Below are 16,023 nucleotides of genomic sequence, written 5' to 3' on the forward strand. Positions count from 1 at the left end.
GGCGTTAGTGCTGCTTTGCCTTGAGCGCGGCCAGCCTTGCCTCGATCGCCTGGTCGCGATGCAGGCGGTCGAGTTCGTCCAGCTCGGCGCTGTTGCTGTGTTCTCCGCCCGGTACCCCCGTGGCGCGGGAGACGGCGGCTGCGGCGCGGGCCGCACCGTCCACCGGGCTGGGCTTCGCCAGGCCCGAAACCTTGATGTCGGGGAATTGGGCGATGCTGCGCTTGAGATCGGCAAGCCGCGCCTCGGCCTCGCGGCGGGTGGCCAGCACCGCCTGCAGCGCCTGCTGGCCCTCTTCGAGATCGGTGCGGGCGCCGGCAAGCGCCTTGTCCAGTGCGGCCAGCTGCGATTCCAGGTCGATCTGGCGGGCGACGCCGGCCTTGGCGAGGTCTTCTCGAGCGGCGGAGATTGCGGTGCGGATCTTCTCGTCCAGCTTTTCGAGATCGGCGCCGATTTCGTCGCGGCGGCTGAGGATGCGATACTCCTCGGCGCGCGCCTGGCCGATATCGACCCGGGCCTCTTCGGCGGCCACGTCGATTTCTCGGAGTGCCTGCTCGACGATCACGATCTTGTTGCTGCCTTCCGCCTTGTCGACGGCGGCATTGGCGAGACCGGCGATCAAGCGGCCCATGCGGGATAGGATGCCTTCATTCGTCATCATTTTCTTCTCCGTTCGGTCGGAATGCGGGGTGACGCCGATGTGGATCTGATAGCCGCCGTCCTGCGCAACGAGTTGGGCGGCGAAGATATTCAGGGTGCCGGACGTATAACCGGCGACGTCGTATGGGATCGCGACGCGACCGCGCACGGTGGCGACGGTCAGGTCCGACGGTCCCTTGATTGCAAAAAGCTTGTCGTCGAGCGGCAGCCGGCCGGCATTGGCCTGCTGTCCGCGATTTGCGGCGAAGTCACGCAATCCGAGCGTGACCATGCGTGCCGGAAGCCCGGTGCGCTCCCGGACCGTTTCGTAGGCAAGTTCATGCAGCGTTACGAGGTTGGCGCCGGCCTTTTCGCCGGCGAGTTCATCGAGCATCGCCAGCATGTCGGCGTAGGCCACGAAGGTTTCTTCCAGCGCGTGTCTGGCGTCCGCGTCCGGCGCGAGGTCGTAGCACAAGATCGACGTGTGGTTGCTCTGAGCCATGAGCAATAACATAAAGCACCGCTTTCGTGCTTTCAAGGATCTACTCAGGTTTAAGTTGCAATTTTCTATTGCTGAACGTGCGCACCGGTCGCGGCGCCGGCAATACGGGTTGCAGCGACGGAGAAATGGGGCGTCGAAAGCGGACGATTGACCTGTGGGTTTATTCCGCCGCGTTGTTGCGCAGCCAGGTTTCCAGCGCGGCAATCACCGAGAGCCGCAGGCTCGCGCCTTTCGACAGGGCGCGGGTGAGGGACAGGTCGTCGCCGGCAAATCCCATCTCGGCCATGATGTCGTTCGCCCGCATCCGGCGGCGGTTCATGATCGTGCGGATTTCGGCGATCGTTTCGGGAAGCAGGTAGCGACCGCTGGCAATCGCCGGGGGCGATGCAAGCGGTGGATCGATTTGAGCGCGCGGACCAAGCCCGTCCGCGGCGCCGTTGCTGCTCAGCCAATTGAGGAACGTTTCACGCTCGGCCGGGCTTGCCTTGGTCCAGGAATTCTTGAGCTTGTCGAGGCGCGTGCGCTCGTCCTTGAGCCCTGCCACGATAAGCGCCTTGCGCAGCGATGGGATGCGCCCGGCGATAAGATCCGCATGGATATCAGGGAAATCGAGCTTCAGGCGCTGCACGTCCGCGGTTTCGTCGCTCTTGGTTTTCTTCGACATGCTCATTCCCGCGCCGTTCGTCCGCGACATGCTCTAGCGTGCTCGGCCGCCCGGCGCGAGCGAAATAGGTCGCTATCCTCTATCCTTTGTCGGCCGGCCTCGTTAGGGAACGCAGGGAGAGTAACGCGACGTTGCGTGCAGAATGCCCTTTGCCGGACATCATGCATCCAGCTTTACGCAAGTCCCTTCGCCTATCGTCACCTCAATGGCCGGGATGTGACACGGCGAATAAAGGACAATGATATGTCAAACGATATCGAGCACTACCGCGATCCATCCGATTCGATGGTTGCCCTCTATCTCGCGAACAATGACGGCGACGAACTGACCGACGTGCTGGTCGCTGCCCTTGAAGATGCCTTCCGCATCCTGAGCGACGAGATCTCCGGCGAAACGATGCATTGAAGCAGCGCGCGTCTCCCCGGCGGGCTACCCCTCCGGGCTGATCCACCATCGGTTGCGAATCGGCGAGGAAACATCCTATCTTCGCCCGATTCTAACCGGCGGCGTGTCGACCTTTCGAGAGAGCTCGGAATGCGCGTCGCTAGCACAAGAGGTGGAGGCGCATAATGACAATTTCTATCTGGCATTGGGTGGTGATTTTGCTGGTCATCGGTGTGCCCGTCTGGCTGATCCTTCGCGCCCTGAAGCGTTGACGCGATGCGCCCGCAGGCGGGCGCACGGCGGCAGAGGACAAGGCTTTGCGGATCCTGTTTGGACGGCCCCGTCGTCGCTCCGGCACCCTTGTCCATAACGACTGCCGCCCCGGCCTGCTTACGGGCCGACGATCCGTGGCATGACCGCCGGCTGCTGCTCAGCTTTCCTGCAGCAACGCTTCCGCCGAAAGAGCGACGGATAGAACCGTCGCATCGGTTCCGTTTCTCCCCACCAGCATCAGTCCAGCCGGACGCATGAGGCCCGGCATCGGCAGGGTAATGGCGGTGAGATCGAACTGGTTGGCGACCTGGCAGTTGCGCAGCAGCAGACTTTCCACGCGGTCGTATTCTTTGGCGTCGTTGTCGACGCTGGCAATCGACACGGCGGCAATCGGCGTCGTCGGCAGTGCGATGAGGTCATAGGGCGAGAGCCGCTCGTCCATGGCGGCTGCAAGCGCAAGCCGGGTTTGCAGCAGGGCCGAGATTGCCGCATCGGGCACCAAAATGCGGCGGCGAAGCGAGACTTGGACCCTGTCATCGACGGGGGCTGTCTCATCGTTCAGCCAGCCGGCGTGGACGCGGCTTGCCTCCAGGCCTGCGATCGAGCCGATCCGCGTCGCTTCGCCGAGTTTCGCGATCAAGTCATCGATGGTGCAGTCGACGATCTCAGCACCCGCTTTCTCCAACCGGTCGAGGCTTGCGGCGAAGACATCGGCGACTTCGGGGGAGAGGTCTTCAAACAACCTGCCGCGGGGGATGCCGATCCGTAGGCCTGCGATCGAACGGCCGACGGGCGGTTTTGGCTGCTCGCCGGCCATCACGGCGTCAGCTGCAACGCAATCGGCAACGGTCCGGGCGAGCGGTCCGAGCGAATCGAGAACCGGCGAGAGCGGAAAGGCGCCGTCGAGCGGGATGCGGTTCGCCGTCGGCTTGAAGCCGACGATGCCGTTCAGCGCCGCGGGGATGCGGATGGAGCCGCCGGTATCGGAGCCGATGGCGATGTCGCAGGTGCCCTCGGCCGCCGAGACACCGGCGCCCGAAGACGATCCCCCGGGGATCAGGCTTTCGTCGGTGGCATTGCCGGGCACGGGGTAGTGCGGATTGAGCCCGACCGCCGTGAAGGCGAACTCTGTCATATGCGTCTTGCCGATAATCACGGCGCCGGCGGCACGCAGCCGCTGGACAACGAGCGCGTCTTCTTGGGCCGGCGGCGCGCCGCGGCGGATGATGGAGCCGGCAAGCGTCGGTTCGCCGGCGACATCCAGCAGGTCCTTGATCGAGATGATCTTGCCGTCGAGCGGCCCAAGGCTGTCCCCCGCCTGCCGGCGACGGTCGGCTGCGTCGGCCTCGCGGCGCGCGCTCTCTTCATAGAGGCGGACGAAAGCCTTTTCCTCGTGCCGGCGATCGTTGAGCCGGCTCAGGATCTGTTCCAGGCGGTCGCGGACGGAGACGTTGGCGGCGTGGGGCACGATGATCACCTGTCGAATAGGGCGCCGCCATCGGCGGCAGGGGCGGGGTCGTTGCCTGGGTTCGCCGAGGTCAACGACGGTCACCTTGATAGCAGCATTGTTGGCGATTGCCATCGTGCCATTGTCGCCGCAGCCGGCGCCGACCTTCACCGAACTGTCGCCAAACCGTTCAAATAGTTTCATGGCCCTGTTACGTCGCTGACACCCAGATGACCAAAGGTCCGGCACGCGCGGTGGCGCTGCCGAATCGGAGGTCTGTTTGGGCGATATCCTCAAGACGCTTTCAAGGCGTTCTTTCCTGCTTTCCGCCGGTGCCGCGGGCTTCGTGGCCTCATCCGGTCTCGCGACTCCCTTCTATGCGCGCGGCTACGGGCGGCCGGAATTCATTCATGGCGTGCAATCGGGCGATGTCGACACATCCTCCGGCATGATCTGGACGCGAGTGGATCGCCTGTCGAAGGTGTCGGTCGAATATTCGACGACAGAGAGCTTCACCAATCCCTTTCGCCTTGCCGATCTGACCGCGACGCCGCAGACCGACTGTGCGGTCAAGTGCTCGCTCGATGGGTTGTTGCCGAACCAGGACATCTTCTATCGCTTCATCGCCACGGATCTCTACGACGTGAACCGCGTCTCGGAGCCGGTCACCGGCCGGTTCCGCACGGCCCCCTTGCGCAAGCGCTCGATCCGCTTCGTCTGGTCTGGCGATACCGCCGGGCAGGGCTGGGGCATCGACGATGTCGGCATGAAGACCTATTCGACGATGCGCCAGCACGAGCCGGACTTCTTCGTTCACTCCGGCGATACGATCTATGCCGACAACCCTATCCCCGACGAGATCAAGCTTCGCGATGGCGGCATCTGGAAGAACCGGGTGGTGACGCACGAGAAACGTGACGTGGCGCGCACGCTCGAAGAATATCGCGGGCAATGGAAATACAATCTGCTCGACGATCATGTCCGGCAGCTGAACGCCGTGTGCCCCACATTCTACCAGTGGGACGACCACGAGGTGCTTAACAATTGGTCGGCCTCCACCGACCTTCGCGACGATGCCCGCTATCCGGAGAAGGATGTCGCCGTCTATGCCGAGCGCGCGGCACGAGCGTTCAACGAGATGACGCCGATCCGCAACGTCGCGACGCAGCCCGGCCGCATTTTCCGGAAGATCGCCTATGGCCCATTGCTCGACGTGTTTTTCGTCGATCTCAGATCCTATCGCGGCGCCAACCAGGAAGACGGCGGCGGCGCGCTGTTCGGCTGGCGGCAGGTCGACTGGCTGAAGCGCGAGCTGGCTGCCTCGCGGGCCACGTGGAAGGTGATTGCCTGCGATATGCCGATCGGTCTCGTCGTTTGGGACGATTACACCAACCGGCGCGGTTCGGACGCGATCGCCAATGGCGACAACGGTCCGCCCACGGGGCGCGAGCGCGAGTTTGCCGATCTTCTGCGCTTCATCCGCGACAACGGCATCGACAATCTCGTCTGGCTGACCGCGGACGTGCACTACACGGCCGCGCATCACTACGATCCGGCGCGCGCCGCCTTCAAGGATTTCACGCCGTTCTGGGAGTTCGTGTCCGGGCCGCTGCATTCCGGCACCTACGGGCCGAAGGAGCTCGACATGACCTTCGGGCCGGAGGTTCGCTTCATCAAGGCGTCCGGCGGCGGCATCGACAGCAACCTGCCGCCGTCGGCCGGCCTGCAGTTCTTTGGCATCGTCGATATCAACGGCCAGACGCAGCAAATGACGGTGCGGCTGATGGACCGGCAGGACCAGGAACTCTGGCGCGTGACGCTCGATCCGGCCGCAATTGCATGAGGAATTCGGTTGCGGCCAACAGCTTTCCAAACGGCGTTCGCGAGACCCCCGGCGAGTGCAAACCCATGGCCTACCGGCATTTGACCACGACGCTCATGCGTGCGCCCCCCTTTCGCAATCGCAAAAAAACCTGTATGAGCGCGACCATTGAAAAAGCGGCGTGGCCCATCGGGGCTTGCCCTGAACCTTCCGAGACGAAAAATGAGCATTCGTAACATCGCGATTATCGCGCACGTCGACCATGGGAAAACGACCCTTGTTGACGAGCTCCTGAAGCAGTCGGGCTCGTTCCGCGAAAACCAGCGCGTTGCCGAACGCGTCATGGACTCCAACGACATCGAAAAAGAACGCGGCATCACCATTCTCGCCAAGGCGACCTCGGTCGAATGGAAGGGAACGCGCATCAACATCGTCGACACCCCCGGCCACGCCGACTTCGGCGGTGAAGTCGAGCGCATCCTGTCGATGGTGGACGGCGCCATCGTTCTCGTCGACGCTTCCGAAGGCCCGATGCCGCAGACGAAGTTCGTCGTCGGCAAGGCGCTGAAAGTCGGCCTGAAGCCGATCGTCGCGATCAACAAGATCGACCGCCCGGATGGTCGCCACGAAGAAGTCATCAACGAAGTCTTCGACCTCTTCGCCAACCTCGACGCTTCCGACGAGCAGCTCGACTTCCCGATCCTCTACGGTTCGGGTCGCGACGGCTGGATGAACGTCAACCCGGAAGGTCCGAAGGACCAGGGCATGGCGCCGTTGCTCGACCTGGTGCTCAAGCACGTGCCGGAGCCGACGGTTGCCGAAGGCCCGTTCCGCATGATCGGCACGATCCTTGAAGCCAACCCCTTCCTCGGCCGCATTATCACCGGCCGCGTCCATTCCGGCACGTTGAAGCCGAACCAGGCCGTCAAGGTTCTGGGTCAGGACGGCAAGCTGCTCGAAAATGGCCGCATCTCGAAGATCCTCGCCTTCCGCGGCATCGAGCGTCAGCCGATCGAGGAAGCGCATGCGGGCGACATCGTCGCGATTGCCGGCCTTACCAAGGGCACCGTCGCCGACACCTTCTGCGACCCGTCGGTCGCCGAAGCGCTGACCGCGCAGCCGATCGACCCGCCGACCGTCACCATGTCCTTCATCGTCAACGATAGTCCGCTCGCCGGCACCGAAGGCGACAAGGTCACGAGCCGCGTTATCCGCGACCGCCTGTTCAAGGAAGCCGAAGGCAACGTTGCGCTGAAGATCGAAGAATCCTCGGAAAAGGACTCCTTCTTCGTATCGGGCCGCGGTGAACTGCAGCTTGCGGTTCTGATCGAAACCATGCGCCGCGAAGGCTTCGAACTTGCCGTTTCGCGTCCGCGCGTGGTCATGCACAAGGATGACAACGGCCAGCTGCTCGAGCCGATCGAAGAAGTCGTCATCGACGTCGACGAAGAGCATTCGGGCGTCGTCGTGCAGAAGATGTCGGAGCGCAAGGCCGAAATGGTCGAGCTGCGTCCGTCCGGCGGCAACCGCGTCCGTCTGGTGTTCTTCGCTCCGACCCGCGGCCTCATCGGCTACCAGTCGGAACTTCTGACCGACACCCGCGGCACGGCGATCATGAACCGCCTGTTCCACGCCTACCAGCCCTACAAGGGTGAGATCGGTGGTCGCGTCAACGGCGTTCTCTTGTCGAACGACGCCGGTGAATCGGTTGCCTACGCGATGTTCAACCTGGAAGACCGTGGCCCGATGATCATCGACGCCGGCGAGAAGGTCTATGCAGGCATGATCATCGGCATCCACACCCGCGACAACGACCTCGAAGTGAACGTTCTCAAGGGCAAGAAGCTCACCAACATGCGCGCCGCCGGCAAGGACGAAGCTGTTCGCCTGACGCCGCCGATCCGCATGACGCTCGAGCGCGCGCTCTCGTGGATCCAGGACGACGAGCTCGTCGAAGTGACGCCGAAGTCGATCCGTCTGCGCAAGCTGCACCTCGACCCGAACGATCGCAAGCGCTTCGAAAAGGCCCGCACGGCCGGCGCTGCCTGATCGATCCTGACCGATCCCATAACTTTCAGAAAACCCCGGAGCGATCCGGGGTTTTTTGCTGTGTGTGCCACCGATGGGCGACTTGCGGATAAAGTTAAAAAGGCGTTAACCTTCCATTGGGTGCCGTTAAAGTTGCCTGTGGGTTAACGCAGGCCGGCAACCGGGCGGGATTCCTGTTCGCCTTGTGTGTGTTTAGAGTCGCGAGTCATGAAGACTGTTTCAATAGAGATTCGGCCCGGGGAGCCGCAGGAAGCGTCGGCAATTGCCGATGTGCACCGCGTTTCGTGGCTGCAGACCTATGGCGGTCTCATCCCCCATCGTCCGCTCGTTCAGATGGTCAATCGCCGCGACGAGACTTGGTGGCGCAAGGCGACCCGCGGGCCTGCCACGCTGCTCGTCGTCGATGTGGCCGGAACCATTGCCGGCTATGCAACGCTCGGCCTCAGCCGCGCCAAGGCGCTGCCGCAGGAAGGCGAGATCTACGAGATCTACCTTCGGCCGGAATACCAGGGCATCGGCCTCGGGCGTATCCTCTTCGGCGAGGCCAAGAGCCTGCTGCGCTCGCTCGGCTGCCGTGGCCTCGTCGTCTGGTGCCTCGAGGACAGCGAGCATGCCTACCAGTTCTTCCAGGGTGCCGGCGGTACCGACATCGCCGAAGGCATGGAAGATTTCGGCGACAAGCACCTGAAGAAGGTCGGCTTCGCCTGGAACTAGGCGCGATGCCTTCGCAACACTGAAATCAAAGAGTTATTCAGGCAGTTGGTTGTTGGGGGCGGCCGCCTTGTCGCCCCGCGTGCCGTGATAGGCGGGCTTGTCGATGCCGCAGCGGAAGGTCGGTGCCACCTCGTCGGCGATCTTGCGGGCGAGCGCATTCGGATCGGGATTGGCAAGCGCATCGACATAGCCGGCGACGCAGCCCTTGCCGTCGTCCTTTTCGGCCACCTTGGAGATGACGAGTACCTGCCCTTGAAGTGCGGGAACCGAAGCGCCGGACGCGTCGGTGTTCTCGATGAACCAGCGCAGGATCGTCGCGACGGCCTTGCCATCCTTGGCAACTCGCCACTCCACGGTCGTGCCGGCGTGGTTGAACGGAATGAAACTCTCGAAAGCATCGTCGGCATAGCGTTGGTTCAGGTGACCGAACGAGACGCTCTGGCGGATGTCGGCCTCCTTGAAGCGAACGGGGTAGTCCGCATGACCGGGGCAGGTCATCAGCGCGTACATGCCCTCTTCTTCGGCGATCGTCTTGCACGTGTCGCGGCCTAGGTCGGTATAGACGCTCTCATTGGCCAAGACGGGGCCGGCGGACAAAAGCACCAGCGTCAGGCATGCAACCCTTCCGTTCATGCGAAACTCCCTCAAACGCGATTGGCAGACCCTTGGCGATCGATCGACAGGCGCGAAACGACCGGTTGAATCTGCGCTACGGACGAAAGTTATGTTGCATCGCGGCATGTTTCCCTTTATCCGACGGGCAAACTTCTCAAACCGACCCTGGAGTAGATCCATGCGCATCGACGCGATTTCCATCGGAAAGAATCCACCAGAAGATGTCAACGTGATCGTTGAAGTTCCCGTCGGCGGCCATCCGATCAAGTACGAGATGGACAAGGAAGCCGGCACGCTGGTTGTCGACCGCTTCCTCTATACGCCGATGACCTATCCGGGCAACTACGGCTTCGTCCCGCACACGCTCTCGGACGACGGCGACCCGATCGACGTTCTGATCTGCAACACCCGTCCGCTGGTTCCGGGCTGCGTCATCAACGTGCGCCCGATCGGCGTGATGATGATGGAAGACAATTCCGGCAAGGACGAAAAGATCATTGCCGTTCCGTCGGGTCACCTGACGCAGCGCTACGACAAGGTGCACGAATACACCGACCTGCCGGAAATCACGCTGAAGCAGATCGAGCACTTCTTCGAGCACTACAAGGATCTGGAGCCCGGCAAGTGGGTAAAGATCTTCGGCTGGAAGGATGCTTCCGTCGCCAAGCAGTTGATCGCCGAAGCTGTCGAACGCGCCAAGGGCGCCAAGTAATCTTTTACTTGCCGACCAGCTCGGCAAGTTGCCTCATCAAATCCTCCGGGTCGCCCTCGATCCGGAGGATTTTTTTACGCTGCGTATCGCCTGAGATGAGGGAGAGCTTGCTCTTGGCAAGCCCGAGCTTCTTCGCGAGAAAGGCAACCAGCGCCTGGTTGGCCTTGCCTTTCTCCGGAACCGCGCTGACACGCACTTTCAGATGTTCTTCTCCATCGGCAGCCGCTTCCAGGCCATCAATGGCGTCGCGGCCGCCGTTCGGCGTCAGGCGCACCGTCAGGCGAACGTGGTCGCCGTGCGCGGTTACGGCCGGATTGGCCATCGTCAGCCGAGCAGGGCCGGCGCGATCGTGGTGTTGAGGAAGAGCTGGATGAAATAGAGGATCACCAGCACGACCAGCGGCGACAGGTCGACGCCACCCATGTCCGGCAGCACGCGGCGGATCGGGCGGTAGAGCGGCTCGGTCAGCTGGTAGAGCGAACGGCCGATCATGTTGATCGCCTGGTTGTTCACGTTGATGACGTTGAACGCGTAGAGCCAGGAAAAGATGGCCGACGCGATGACCAGAAACCACGCGATGTTGATGATGAAGTTCAAGGTGCCGATGACAGCAAGCATGCCGGTCTCCAAATCGTTATTGACAGACATGTAGACATTGAGACCTAAACGAGCAAGTACGCCGGTTTATCGGGCGCGATCATGTTTAACGTGAGAAGGCGTGATGACCGGCCCTCAGCAGGAGTTCCTTCCGCATGTCTGCCGTTCATGCCTCGCATCGGTTTGCCGCTTTTCGGCATGTCGGCTATCGCCGCTATTTCTTTTCCCGCTTCCTCGCTTACTTCGCGATCCAGATCATCTCTGTCGCCGTCGGCTGGCAGATCTATGATCTGACGCGCGATCCTTTCGATCTCGGCCTGATCGGTCTCTTCCAGTTTTTGCCGTCATTGGTGCTGATCCTCGTCACCGGATCCGTGGCCGACCGCTACAACCGGCGCATGATCATGGGTGTCTGCATGATCGTCAGCACGCTTTGCGCGGCGGCGCTGCTCGCACTCACGGTTACCGGGCTGTTTTCGCCCTGGCCGGTCTATGCGGTTCTCGTGGTCTTCGGCATCGAACGCGCGTTTCTTGCGCCGGCATCGCAATCGCTGGCGCCGAACCTCGTTCCACCGGAGGACTTACCCAATGCGATCGCCTGGAACTCCACCTCCTGGCAGACGGCGATGATCGTCGGCCCCGTCGCGGGCGGTCTCATCTATGCGCTCGGTGCGGTCTTTCCCTATGCCATCGGCTTCGGCTTCTTCCTCGCCTCCGCATTCATGGTCTTTGCCATTCCGAAGCCGGCGACGCGCACCGCGCCATCCGCCCAGAGCTGGGAAACGATCACCGCCGGCTTCCGCTACATCAAGGCGGAGAAGGTGGTGCTCGGCGCCATATCGCTCGACCTCTTTGCGGTGCTGCTTGGTGGCGCCGTGGCGCTGATGCCGGTCTTTGCCCGCGATATCCTCGACCTCGGCCCCTGGGGGCTCGGCCTTCTGCGGGCGGCACCCGGTATCGGTGCGGTCAGCATGGCCATCTGGCTGGCGGCCCACCCGATCCGCCACCGGGCCGGCTTCTACATGTTCGTCGGCGTGGCGCTCTTCGGCCTCGGCACCGTTATCTTCGGCCTTTCGGCAACCCCCTGGGTGTCGATTGCCGCCCTCGTCGTCATGGGCGCTGCGGACATGGTCTCGGTCTATGTGCGCGAGACGCTGATCACGCTCTGGACGCCGGACGAGCTGCGCGGGCGGGTCAACGCCGTCAACATGGTCTTCATCGGCGCGTCGAACGAGCTGGGCGAATTCCGCGCCGGCATGATGGCGTCCGGCTTCGGCGGGGTCTTTGCCGTCGTCTTCGGCGGCATGGGCACCCTGCTCGTCTCAGGGCTTTGGGCGCTCGGTTTCCCGCAGTTGCGCAAGATCGACACGCTCGACGTGCCCGATCACCACAAGTAGACGGTGGGGCGGACGGCGCGTTAAGCGCTTTCCGCCTTTCGTTCATTGCGCAGGAAGATCAGTTCCAGGAAGTTTTCCATCCAGGTACGTAGCGGCCCGTCGTGCTGCATGCGGCCGTCGAGATGGGCCTTGCCCACCTGCGCGCCGGGCATCTCGAAACGGTGGGCGCCGTGCACGACCCAGCGGTGCATCATGGCGCGGGTAAGCTCGCCGTGGAACTGGATGCCCCAGGCATTTTCGCCATAGCGGAAGGCCTGGTTGGGATAGGTGTCGCCGGTTGCAAGCAGCTCGGCGCCGGAGGGCAGGTCGAAGCCCTCGCGATGGAAATGGTAGACCATGGCCGGCCAGTCCATCAGCGCCTTGCCCGCCTCGGTCGCAACCAGCGGATACCAGCCGATTTCGGTCATGCCCTCGTGATGCGGCGCCACCGAGCCGCCGAGATTGCGCGCCAACATCTGCGCGCCGAGGCAGATGCCGAGATAAGGCTTGTTTTCCTTGAGCGGCACGGAAAGCCAGTCGATCTCGCGGCGGACGAACTCTTCCTCGTCATTGGCGCTCATCGGACCGCCGAACACGATCGTGCCGCTGTGCCGTTCCAGCGTTTCCGGCAGGTCGTCACCAAGCGCCGGGCGACGGATGTCGAGCCCGAAACCCTTCTGCTCGAGTATCTGGCCGACGCGGCCGGCGCTCGATCGCTCCTGATGCAGGATGATCAGGACGGGTTTTCGCGCGCTGTCGTCGGGCATTGGCATTTCAGTTATCCTGTTGTGACTCGGCTTTCTCGACCGTGTCGCTTCTTGCCGCCGCCTCCTGGCGCTGCAGCACCCTGTCGCGACCGGAAACGCCGAGCAGATCGGCGATACGCCAGATCACGTGATCTTCCATCTCGCTGCGCTCGCCGTCGGCATAGACGACGTCCCAGAGCATGCCCACGAGTTCGACGCGTTGCTCCTCGGAGAGGTGGCGCTTGAGTTCGGCGGTGAATTGATAGAAGTCGATCGCCTCGCTTTCGGCAGTCTCGCCGGCTTCGATCAAGGCCGAGAGCGAGGCATCGTCGAGCTTGTAGTGCTCCTTGACGACCTTGCGCATCTTGCGCCGCTCGGACGCGAGGATCCGGCCGTCGGCCTCCATCACCTGGAAACAGAGAGCGATGACCGCCACGCGCGGATCGCCATGCTCTATCCGCTTCGCCGGGCCGGTCAGGCCATCGAGAAACGTCCGTAAGCGTTCAAACATGTATTTTGCCACAGCCCCTTGAGAATTCAGAACAATCGGAAAGTCGTCTTTTCCGGCGCCTTCTCGCCGGCGGCCGGATCGCGCACGCCGGGGTCATCCGGCGGACGGCCGAAGAAGGGATCGGGCATGTGCTCGCCATTCGCGCCCTCTTCCTTTTCCGCCTTGACCGGAGGCTTGTCGGCGACCGGTTCCGGCGCCCTGCGCTCGGCGACCTTGATCGGCTGCGGCGCCGGACGCGGTTCCTCGCGCTCGGCCTCCAGGATCACCGGCGCCTCGCTGCGCCGGGCTGCGGGTGCCGGCTCGTGCACATGCGCCTCCACCACGGCGGGCAGGCTGCGGATCGCCTCGTCGGCGTTCGACTGGTCGTGGTCGACCGTGGCCGAAAGCGTATGCGGCGGTGCCTTCCATTCGAAGGCATCGAGACGGCCACTGACCGGCGAGACGGGCAGCCAGGTCGGCGAGGTCACGCCATCGGCGGTCCAGGCGGGATCGCGCGGGCTCTTCAGCGCCTGCGCCATCCAGTGACGGATGCGGCCCTCGTCGCCGGTGTCGGCCTCTTCGATGTCGGCAAGCAGCAGGAAGATGCTCTCGGTCGGGTCGAGCCGGGCGGCGGCTTCCGCCTTGGTGCGGGCCAGAAGCAGCTCGCGCGCTTCGAGTGCTGCCTCGGCGACGGCAGCCATCGCCACGGCATTGTTGGGCTTCAAGGCTTCGAGCTTGCGTGCCCGTTTCAACCGGTCGACGGCGGTGTCGCCGCCGCGGGCGCGCACGTAGAGCCGTGCCACGTCCGGATGCGGCTCGTGCTTCCAGTTCTTCTCGAGGATCGCGGTGCCCTTGCGCAGGTTGTCCTCGCGAAACAGCGCCTTGGCGGCCGTCAGCGCCGCCGGCACCAGATGTTCGTCGAGCTTCAGCGCGGCAAGCGCGTCGTCGCGCGCCGCCTTCATGTCGCCGTCGAGCTTGCTGATGGCCCGGGCGGTCAAGAGCACCGCCTTCTTGCGGTCGGCCTCCTTGCGATCGACCACATGGGCGACACGGCTCTGGTCGAGCAGGCGCAGCGCATCGTCCCACTGTCCGGCCTGGCTCTGGCTGTCGAGGGTCGCAAGTGCTGCCCAGGGCAGGTGCGGCGATTTTTCGGCAGCGCGCTCGGCATATTGCCGGGCGGCCTCATGGGCGCCGAGTCGCTTGGCTTCTAGATAGAGGCCGCGGAGCCCGAGTTCGCGCGTCTCCGGATCGTCGGCCATCAGCTCGAACTTGCGTCGGGCGTCGTCGTACTTGCCTTCGATCAGGGCTGTCTGGGCTTCGAGCAGGTGGATCAGCGGTTCCTGGTCGGCGCTGATCAGGCCGCGGGTGCGGGCAGTCATCTTGCGGGCAAGATTGGCGTCGCCGGCGCCGGCGGCGATCAGGCCGGTCGAGAGGGCCTGGTAGCCGCGGTCGCGCTTGCGGGCGCGGAAATAGCGGGTGACCGTGTGCGGCGAAAGCCAGATGGTGCGCACCAGCCAGACGACGATCAGCACTGCGGCAATCAGCGAGATCAGCAGCGATGCGGCACGCATCAGGCTCATCTCGATCAACTGGCCCTGCCAGACGACCGAGAGTTCACCCGGCCGGTCGGCGAGCCAGGCGAAGCCGAGGCCGAGACCAAGCACGATCAGGATGAAAATCAGAATGCGGATCATATCTGGTTCCCTCAGCCTTCCGTGCCTGGTTTAGCCATCGTCGCAGCGACGGCGGCATCAATCGCGGCTTCGACCCGCAAACGCTGGTCGAGCTTGGCCTTGTAGGCCTCGCCCACAGGTTTGGCGGCGTCCGGCAGCCCATCCCATTCCAAAGCGGCGCCCTTGAGGTCGCCATTGTTCAGCTTGTCCTCGATCCGGGCGATGACGGCTTCGGGCGTTTCGCCCTCGACGCTGCCGACGGGACGCACGCGGATGCCGGACATGGCGCTGGACACCAGCCGGTCGAAGATGCCCTCGTTCGGATCGGGCTGGTTGAGAGCGTCGAGCATGGCGTCGGCGGTTTTCGGGAATTCGCGGCGCAGATCCGTGCGGGTCGGCGCGCCGACCTGGGCATCCTGGGCGAGCGCGGCGACGGCCTGTTCGTCCGGCGCGATGCTGCGCAGCGCGTCGAGTTCGGCGAGGAAGGGCCCGCCGCGATCGATCGCCGACTTCAGTGCGGTGACCGCAACGGCCTTCGCCATCTGGATATCGTTGACCGGCTCGTTGAGCTTCTGCTCGGCGGTCTCGATGCGGCTCGTCAGTTCCGCTTTCTCGGCGGTTGCCGCCTGCTGCGCGTCGGCGAGCGCCGTCTTCAGGCCTGCAAGCTCCTTGGTGAGATTGTCGACTTCCGCCTTCAGCGTCTCGACCTCGGCGCTGGGTGCGCCGTTCGTGGCCGGCTGGGAGGCGGACTGCTCGAGCGCGGCGATACGACCTTCGAGCGCGGTGTTGTCGACGACGGCTGCGGGCGTGGGCAGCGCTGCGATCTCGTCGCGCAGGGCCTGCAGCTCGCCGGAAATGTTCTGCTCGACGCCGCGGGTCGGCCCAAGCCCGGGGACGATGCCGGCATATTGCAGGCCGCCAAAGCCAAGCAGCGTCACGAGACCGCCGACGATGCCGGCGGCAAGCGCACCGGAGTTCGATACCGGTTTCTGTGGCGGTGCCGGTTCCGGCTCGCGGGCCACATGCGGCGGCTCTTCGGCGAAGACGGCCGCGGCCGCGTCGGCGGCGGCATCGGCGCGCTGCTCCTCGATTTCTTCGTCCAGGCGGGATCCGGCGGCGCTGTTGTCGCTGCTGTCCGTTACCGGTTCATCCGTCTCGGTCTTGTTCGATGCGCTTTCGGTCGCAGCATCTGCCAGCGTCTCGCCGGTTGCTTCCGGGCCGGCCGGTTCCGCAACGGTTTTCTCCGCTTCGAGGTCGATCGTCAGCGGTTCCTTCTCGGACTTCGAGCGGCGCGGCGGGTTTTCCGATACCATGGTGACCTCT

Annotated in this window: 16 protein-coding genes; 6 read left to right on the top strand and 10 right to left on the bottom strand. The window is 63.8% G+C overall.

What is annotated here, in order from left to right; genetic code table 11:
- Positions 1–4 precede the first annotated feature (4 nt).
- Positions 5–1,138 (bottom strand): PspA/IM30 family protein, encoded by a 1,134-nt coding sequence (locus M2267_RS22020; RefSeq protein ID WP_429117118.1) that lies wholly within the window; start codon positions 1,136–1,138, stop codon positions 5–7.
- Positions 1,139–1,298: 160 nt separating this feature from the next.
- Complete coding sequence (locus M2267_RS22025; RefSeq protein ID WP_429117120.1) at positions 1,299–1,802, bottom strand: hypothetical protein; 504 nt, start codon at positions 1,800–1,802, stop codon at positions 1,299–1,301.
- A 243-nt stretch (positions 1,803–2,045) separates the two neighbouring features.
- Here M2267_RS22025 and M2267_RS22030 point away from each other — a divergent pair, with 243 nt between their 5' ends.
- Complete coding sequence (locus tag M2267_RS22030; protein ID WP_192450991.1) at positions 2,046–2,207, top strand: hypothetical protein; 162 nt, start codon at positions 2,046–2,048, stop codon at positions 2,205–2,207.
- Between the two features lie 409 nt (positions 2,208–2,616).
- Here M2267_RS22030 and M2267_RS22035 read toward each other — a convergent pair whose 3' ends face one another.
- Complete coding sequence (locus M2267_RS22035) at positions 2,617–4,110, bottom strand: amidase (protein WP_429117122.1); 1,494 nt, start codon at positions 4,108–4,110, stop codon at positions 2,617–2,619.
- A 76-nt stretch (positions 4,111–4,186) separates the two neighbouring features.
- Here M2267_RS22035 and M2267_RS22040 point away from each other — a divergent pair, with 76 nt between their 5' ends.
- From M2267_RS22040 to M2267_RS22050, 3 genes are all read left to right on the top strand, one after another.
- A complete protein-coding gene (locus tag M2267_RS22040) occupies positions 4,187–5,749 on the top strand; it encodes an alkaline phosphatase D family protein (protein ID WP_429117124.1) in 1,563 nt (520 codons plus the stop codon).
- Between the two features lie 201 nt (positions 5,750–5,950).
- Entirely contained in the window at positions 5,951–7,777 is a 1,827-nt protein-coding gene (gene typA / locus M2267_RS22045) for a translational GTPase TypA (RefSeq protein ID WP_043619962.1), read from the top strand.
- A gap of 207 nt (positions 7,778–7,984) precedes the next feature.
- Positions 7,985–8,491, top strand: a complete 507-nt coding sequence (locus tag M2267_RS22050; protein ID WP_034802619.1) for a GNAT family N-acetyltransferase — start codon at positions 7,985–7,987, stop codon at positions 8,489–8,491.
- A gap of 33 nt (positions 8,492–8,524) precedes the next feature.
- Here the strand turns inward: M2267_RS22050 and M2267_RS22055 are convergent, their stop codons facing one another.
- The gene (locus tag M2267_RS22055; protein ID WP_429117126.1) at positions 8,525–9,124 is read right to left on the bottom strand and encodes a hypothetical protein; all 600 of its coding nucleotides are present in this window, start codon (positions 9,122–9,124) and stop codon (positions 8,525–8,527) included.
- 160 nt (positions 9,125–9,284) lie between these two features.
- Between M2267_RS22055 and ppa the strand changes: the two genes are divergently transcribed.
- Positions 9,285–9,818: an inorganic diphosphatase gene (gene ppa, locus M2267_RS22060; protein ID WP_429117127.1), complete on the top strand. Its 534-nt coding sequence runs from the start codon at positions 9,285–9,287 to the stop codon at positions 9,816–9,818.
- A 4-nt stretch (positions 9,819–9,822) separates the two neighbouring features.
- Here the strand turns inward: ppa and M2267_RS22065 are convergent, their stop codons facing one another.
- Positions 9,823–10,140, bottom strand: a complete 318-nt coding sequence (locus tag M2267_RS22065) for a DUF167 domain-containing protein (RefSeq protein WP_429117129.1) — start codon at positions 10,138–10,140, stop codon at positions 9,823–9,825.
- A 2-nt stretch (positions 10,141–10,142) separates the two neighbouring features.
- The gene (locus M2267_RS22070) at positions 10,143–10,436 is read right to left on the bottom strand and encodes a YggT family protein (RefSeq protein WP_139108271.1); all 294 of its coding nucleotides are present in this window, start codon (positions 10,434–10,436) and stop codon (positions 10,143–10,145) included.
- A 134-nt stretch (positions 10,437–10,570) separates the two neighbouring features.
- On the opposite strand from M2267_RS22070, the gene M2267_RS22075 reads away from it, so the two are divergent.
- A complete protein-coding gene (locus M2267_RS22075) occupies positions 10,571–11,812 on the top strand; it encodes an MFS transporter (RefSeq protein ID WP_429117131.1) in 1,242 nt (413 codons plus the stop codon).
- 20 nt (positions 11,813–11,832) lie between these two features.
- Here M2267_RS22075 and M2267_RS22080 read toward each other — a convergent pair whose 3' ends face one another.
- Genes M2267_RS22080 through M2267_RS22095 form a run of 4 tightly spaced genes read right to left on the bottom strand, consistent with a single transcriptional unit; the run spans position 11,833 to position 16,013 of the window.
- Entirely contained in the window at positions 11,833–12,564 is a 732-nt protein-coding gene (locus tag M2267_RS22080; RefSeq protein WP_429117134.1) for a glutamine amidotransferase, read from the bottom strand.
- A 1-nt stretch (position 12,565) separates the two neighbouring features.
- Positions 12,566–13,048 carry a TerB family tellurite resistance protein gene (locus M2267_RS22085; RefSeq protein ID WP_402325810.1) on the bottom strand — a complete coding sequence of 161 codons (483 nt, stop codon included), beginning with the start codon at positions 13,046–13,048 and terminating at the stop codon, positions 12,566–12,568.
- Between the two features lie 26 nt (positions 13,049–13,074).
- Positions 13,075–14,721 (bottom strand): heme biosynthesis protein HemY, encoded by a 1,647-nt coding sequence (locus M2267_RS22090; protein ID WP_429117136.1) that lies wholly within the window; start codon positions 14,719–14,721, stop codon positions 13,075–13,077.
- 11 nt (positions 14,722–14,732) lie between these two features.
- The gene (locus tag M2267_RS22095; RefSeq protein WP_429117138.1) at positions 14,733–16,013 is read right to left on the bottom strand and encodes a COG4223 family protein; all 1,281 of its coding nucleotides are present in this window, start codon (positions 16,011–16,013) and stop codon (positions 14,733–14,735) included.
- Positions 16,014–16,023 lie beyond the last annotated feature (10 nt).

Source organism: Ensifer sp. KUDG1 (assembly GCF_050434285.1).
GTDB lineage: Bacteria > Pseudomonadota > Alphaproteobacteria > Rhizobiales > Rhizobiaceae > Ensifer.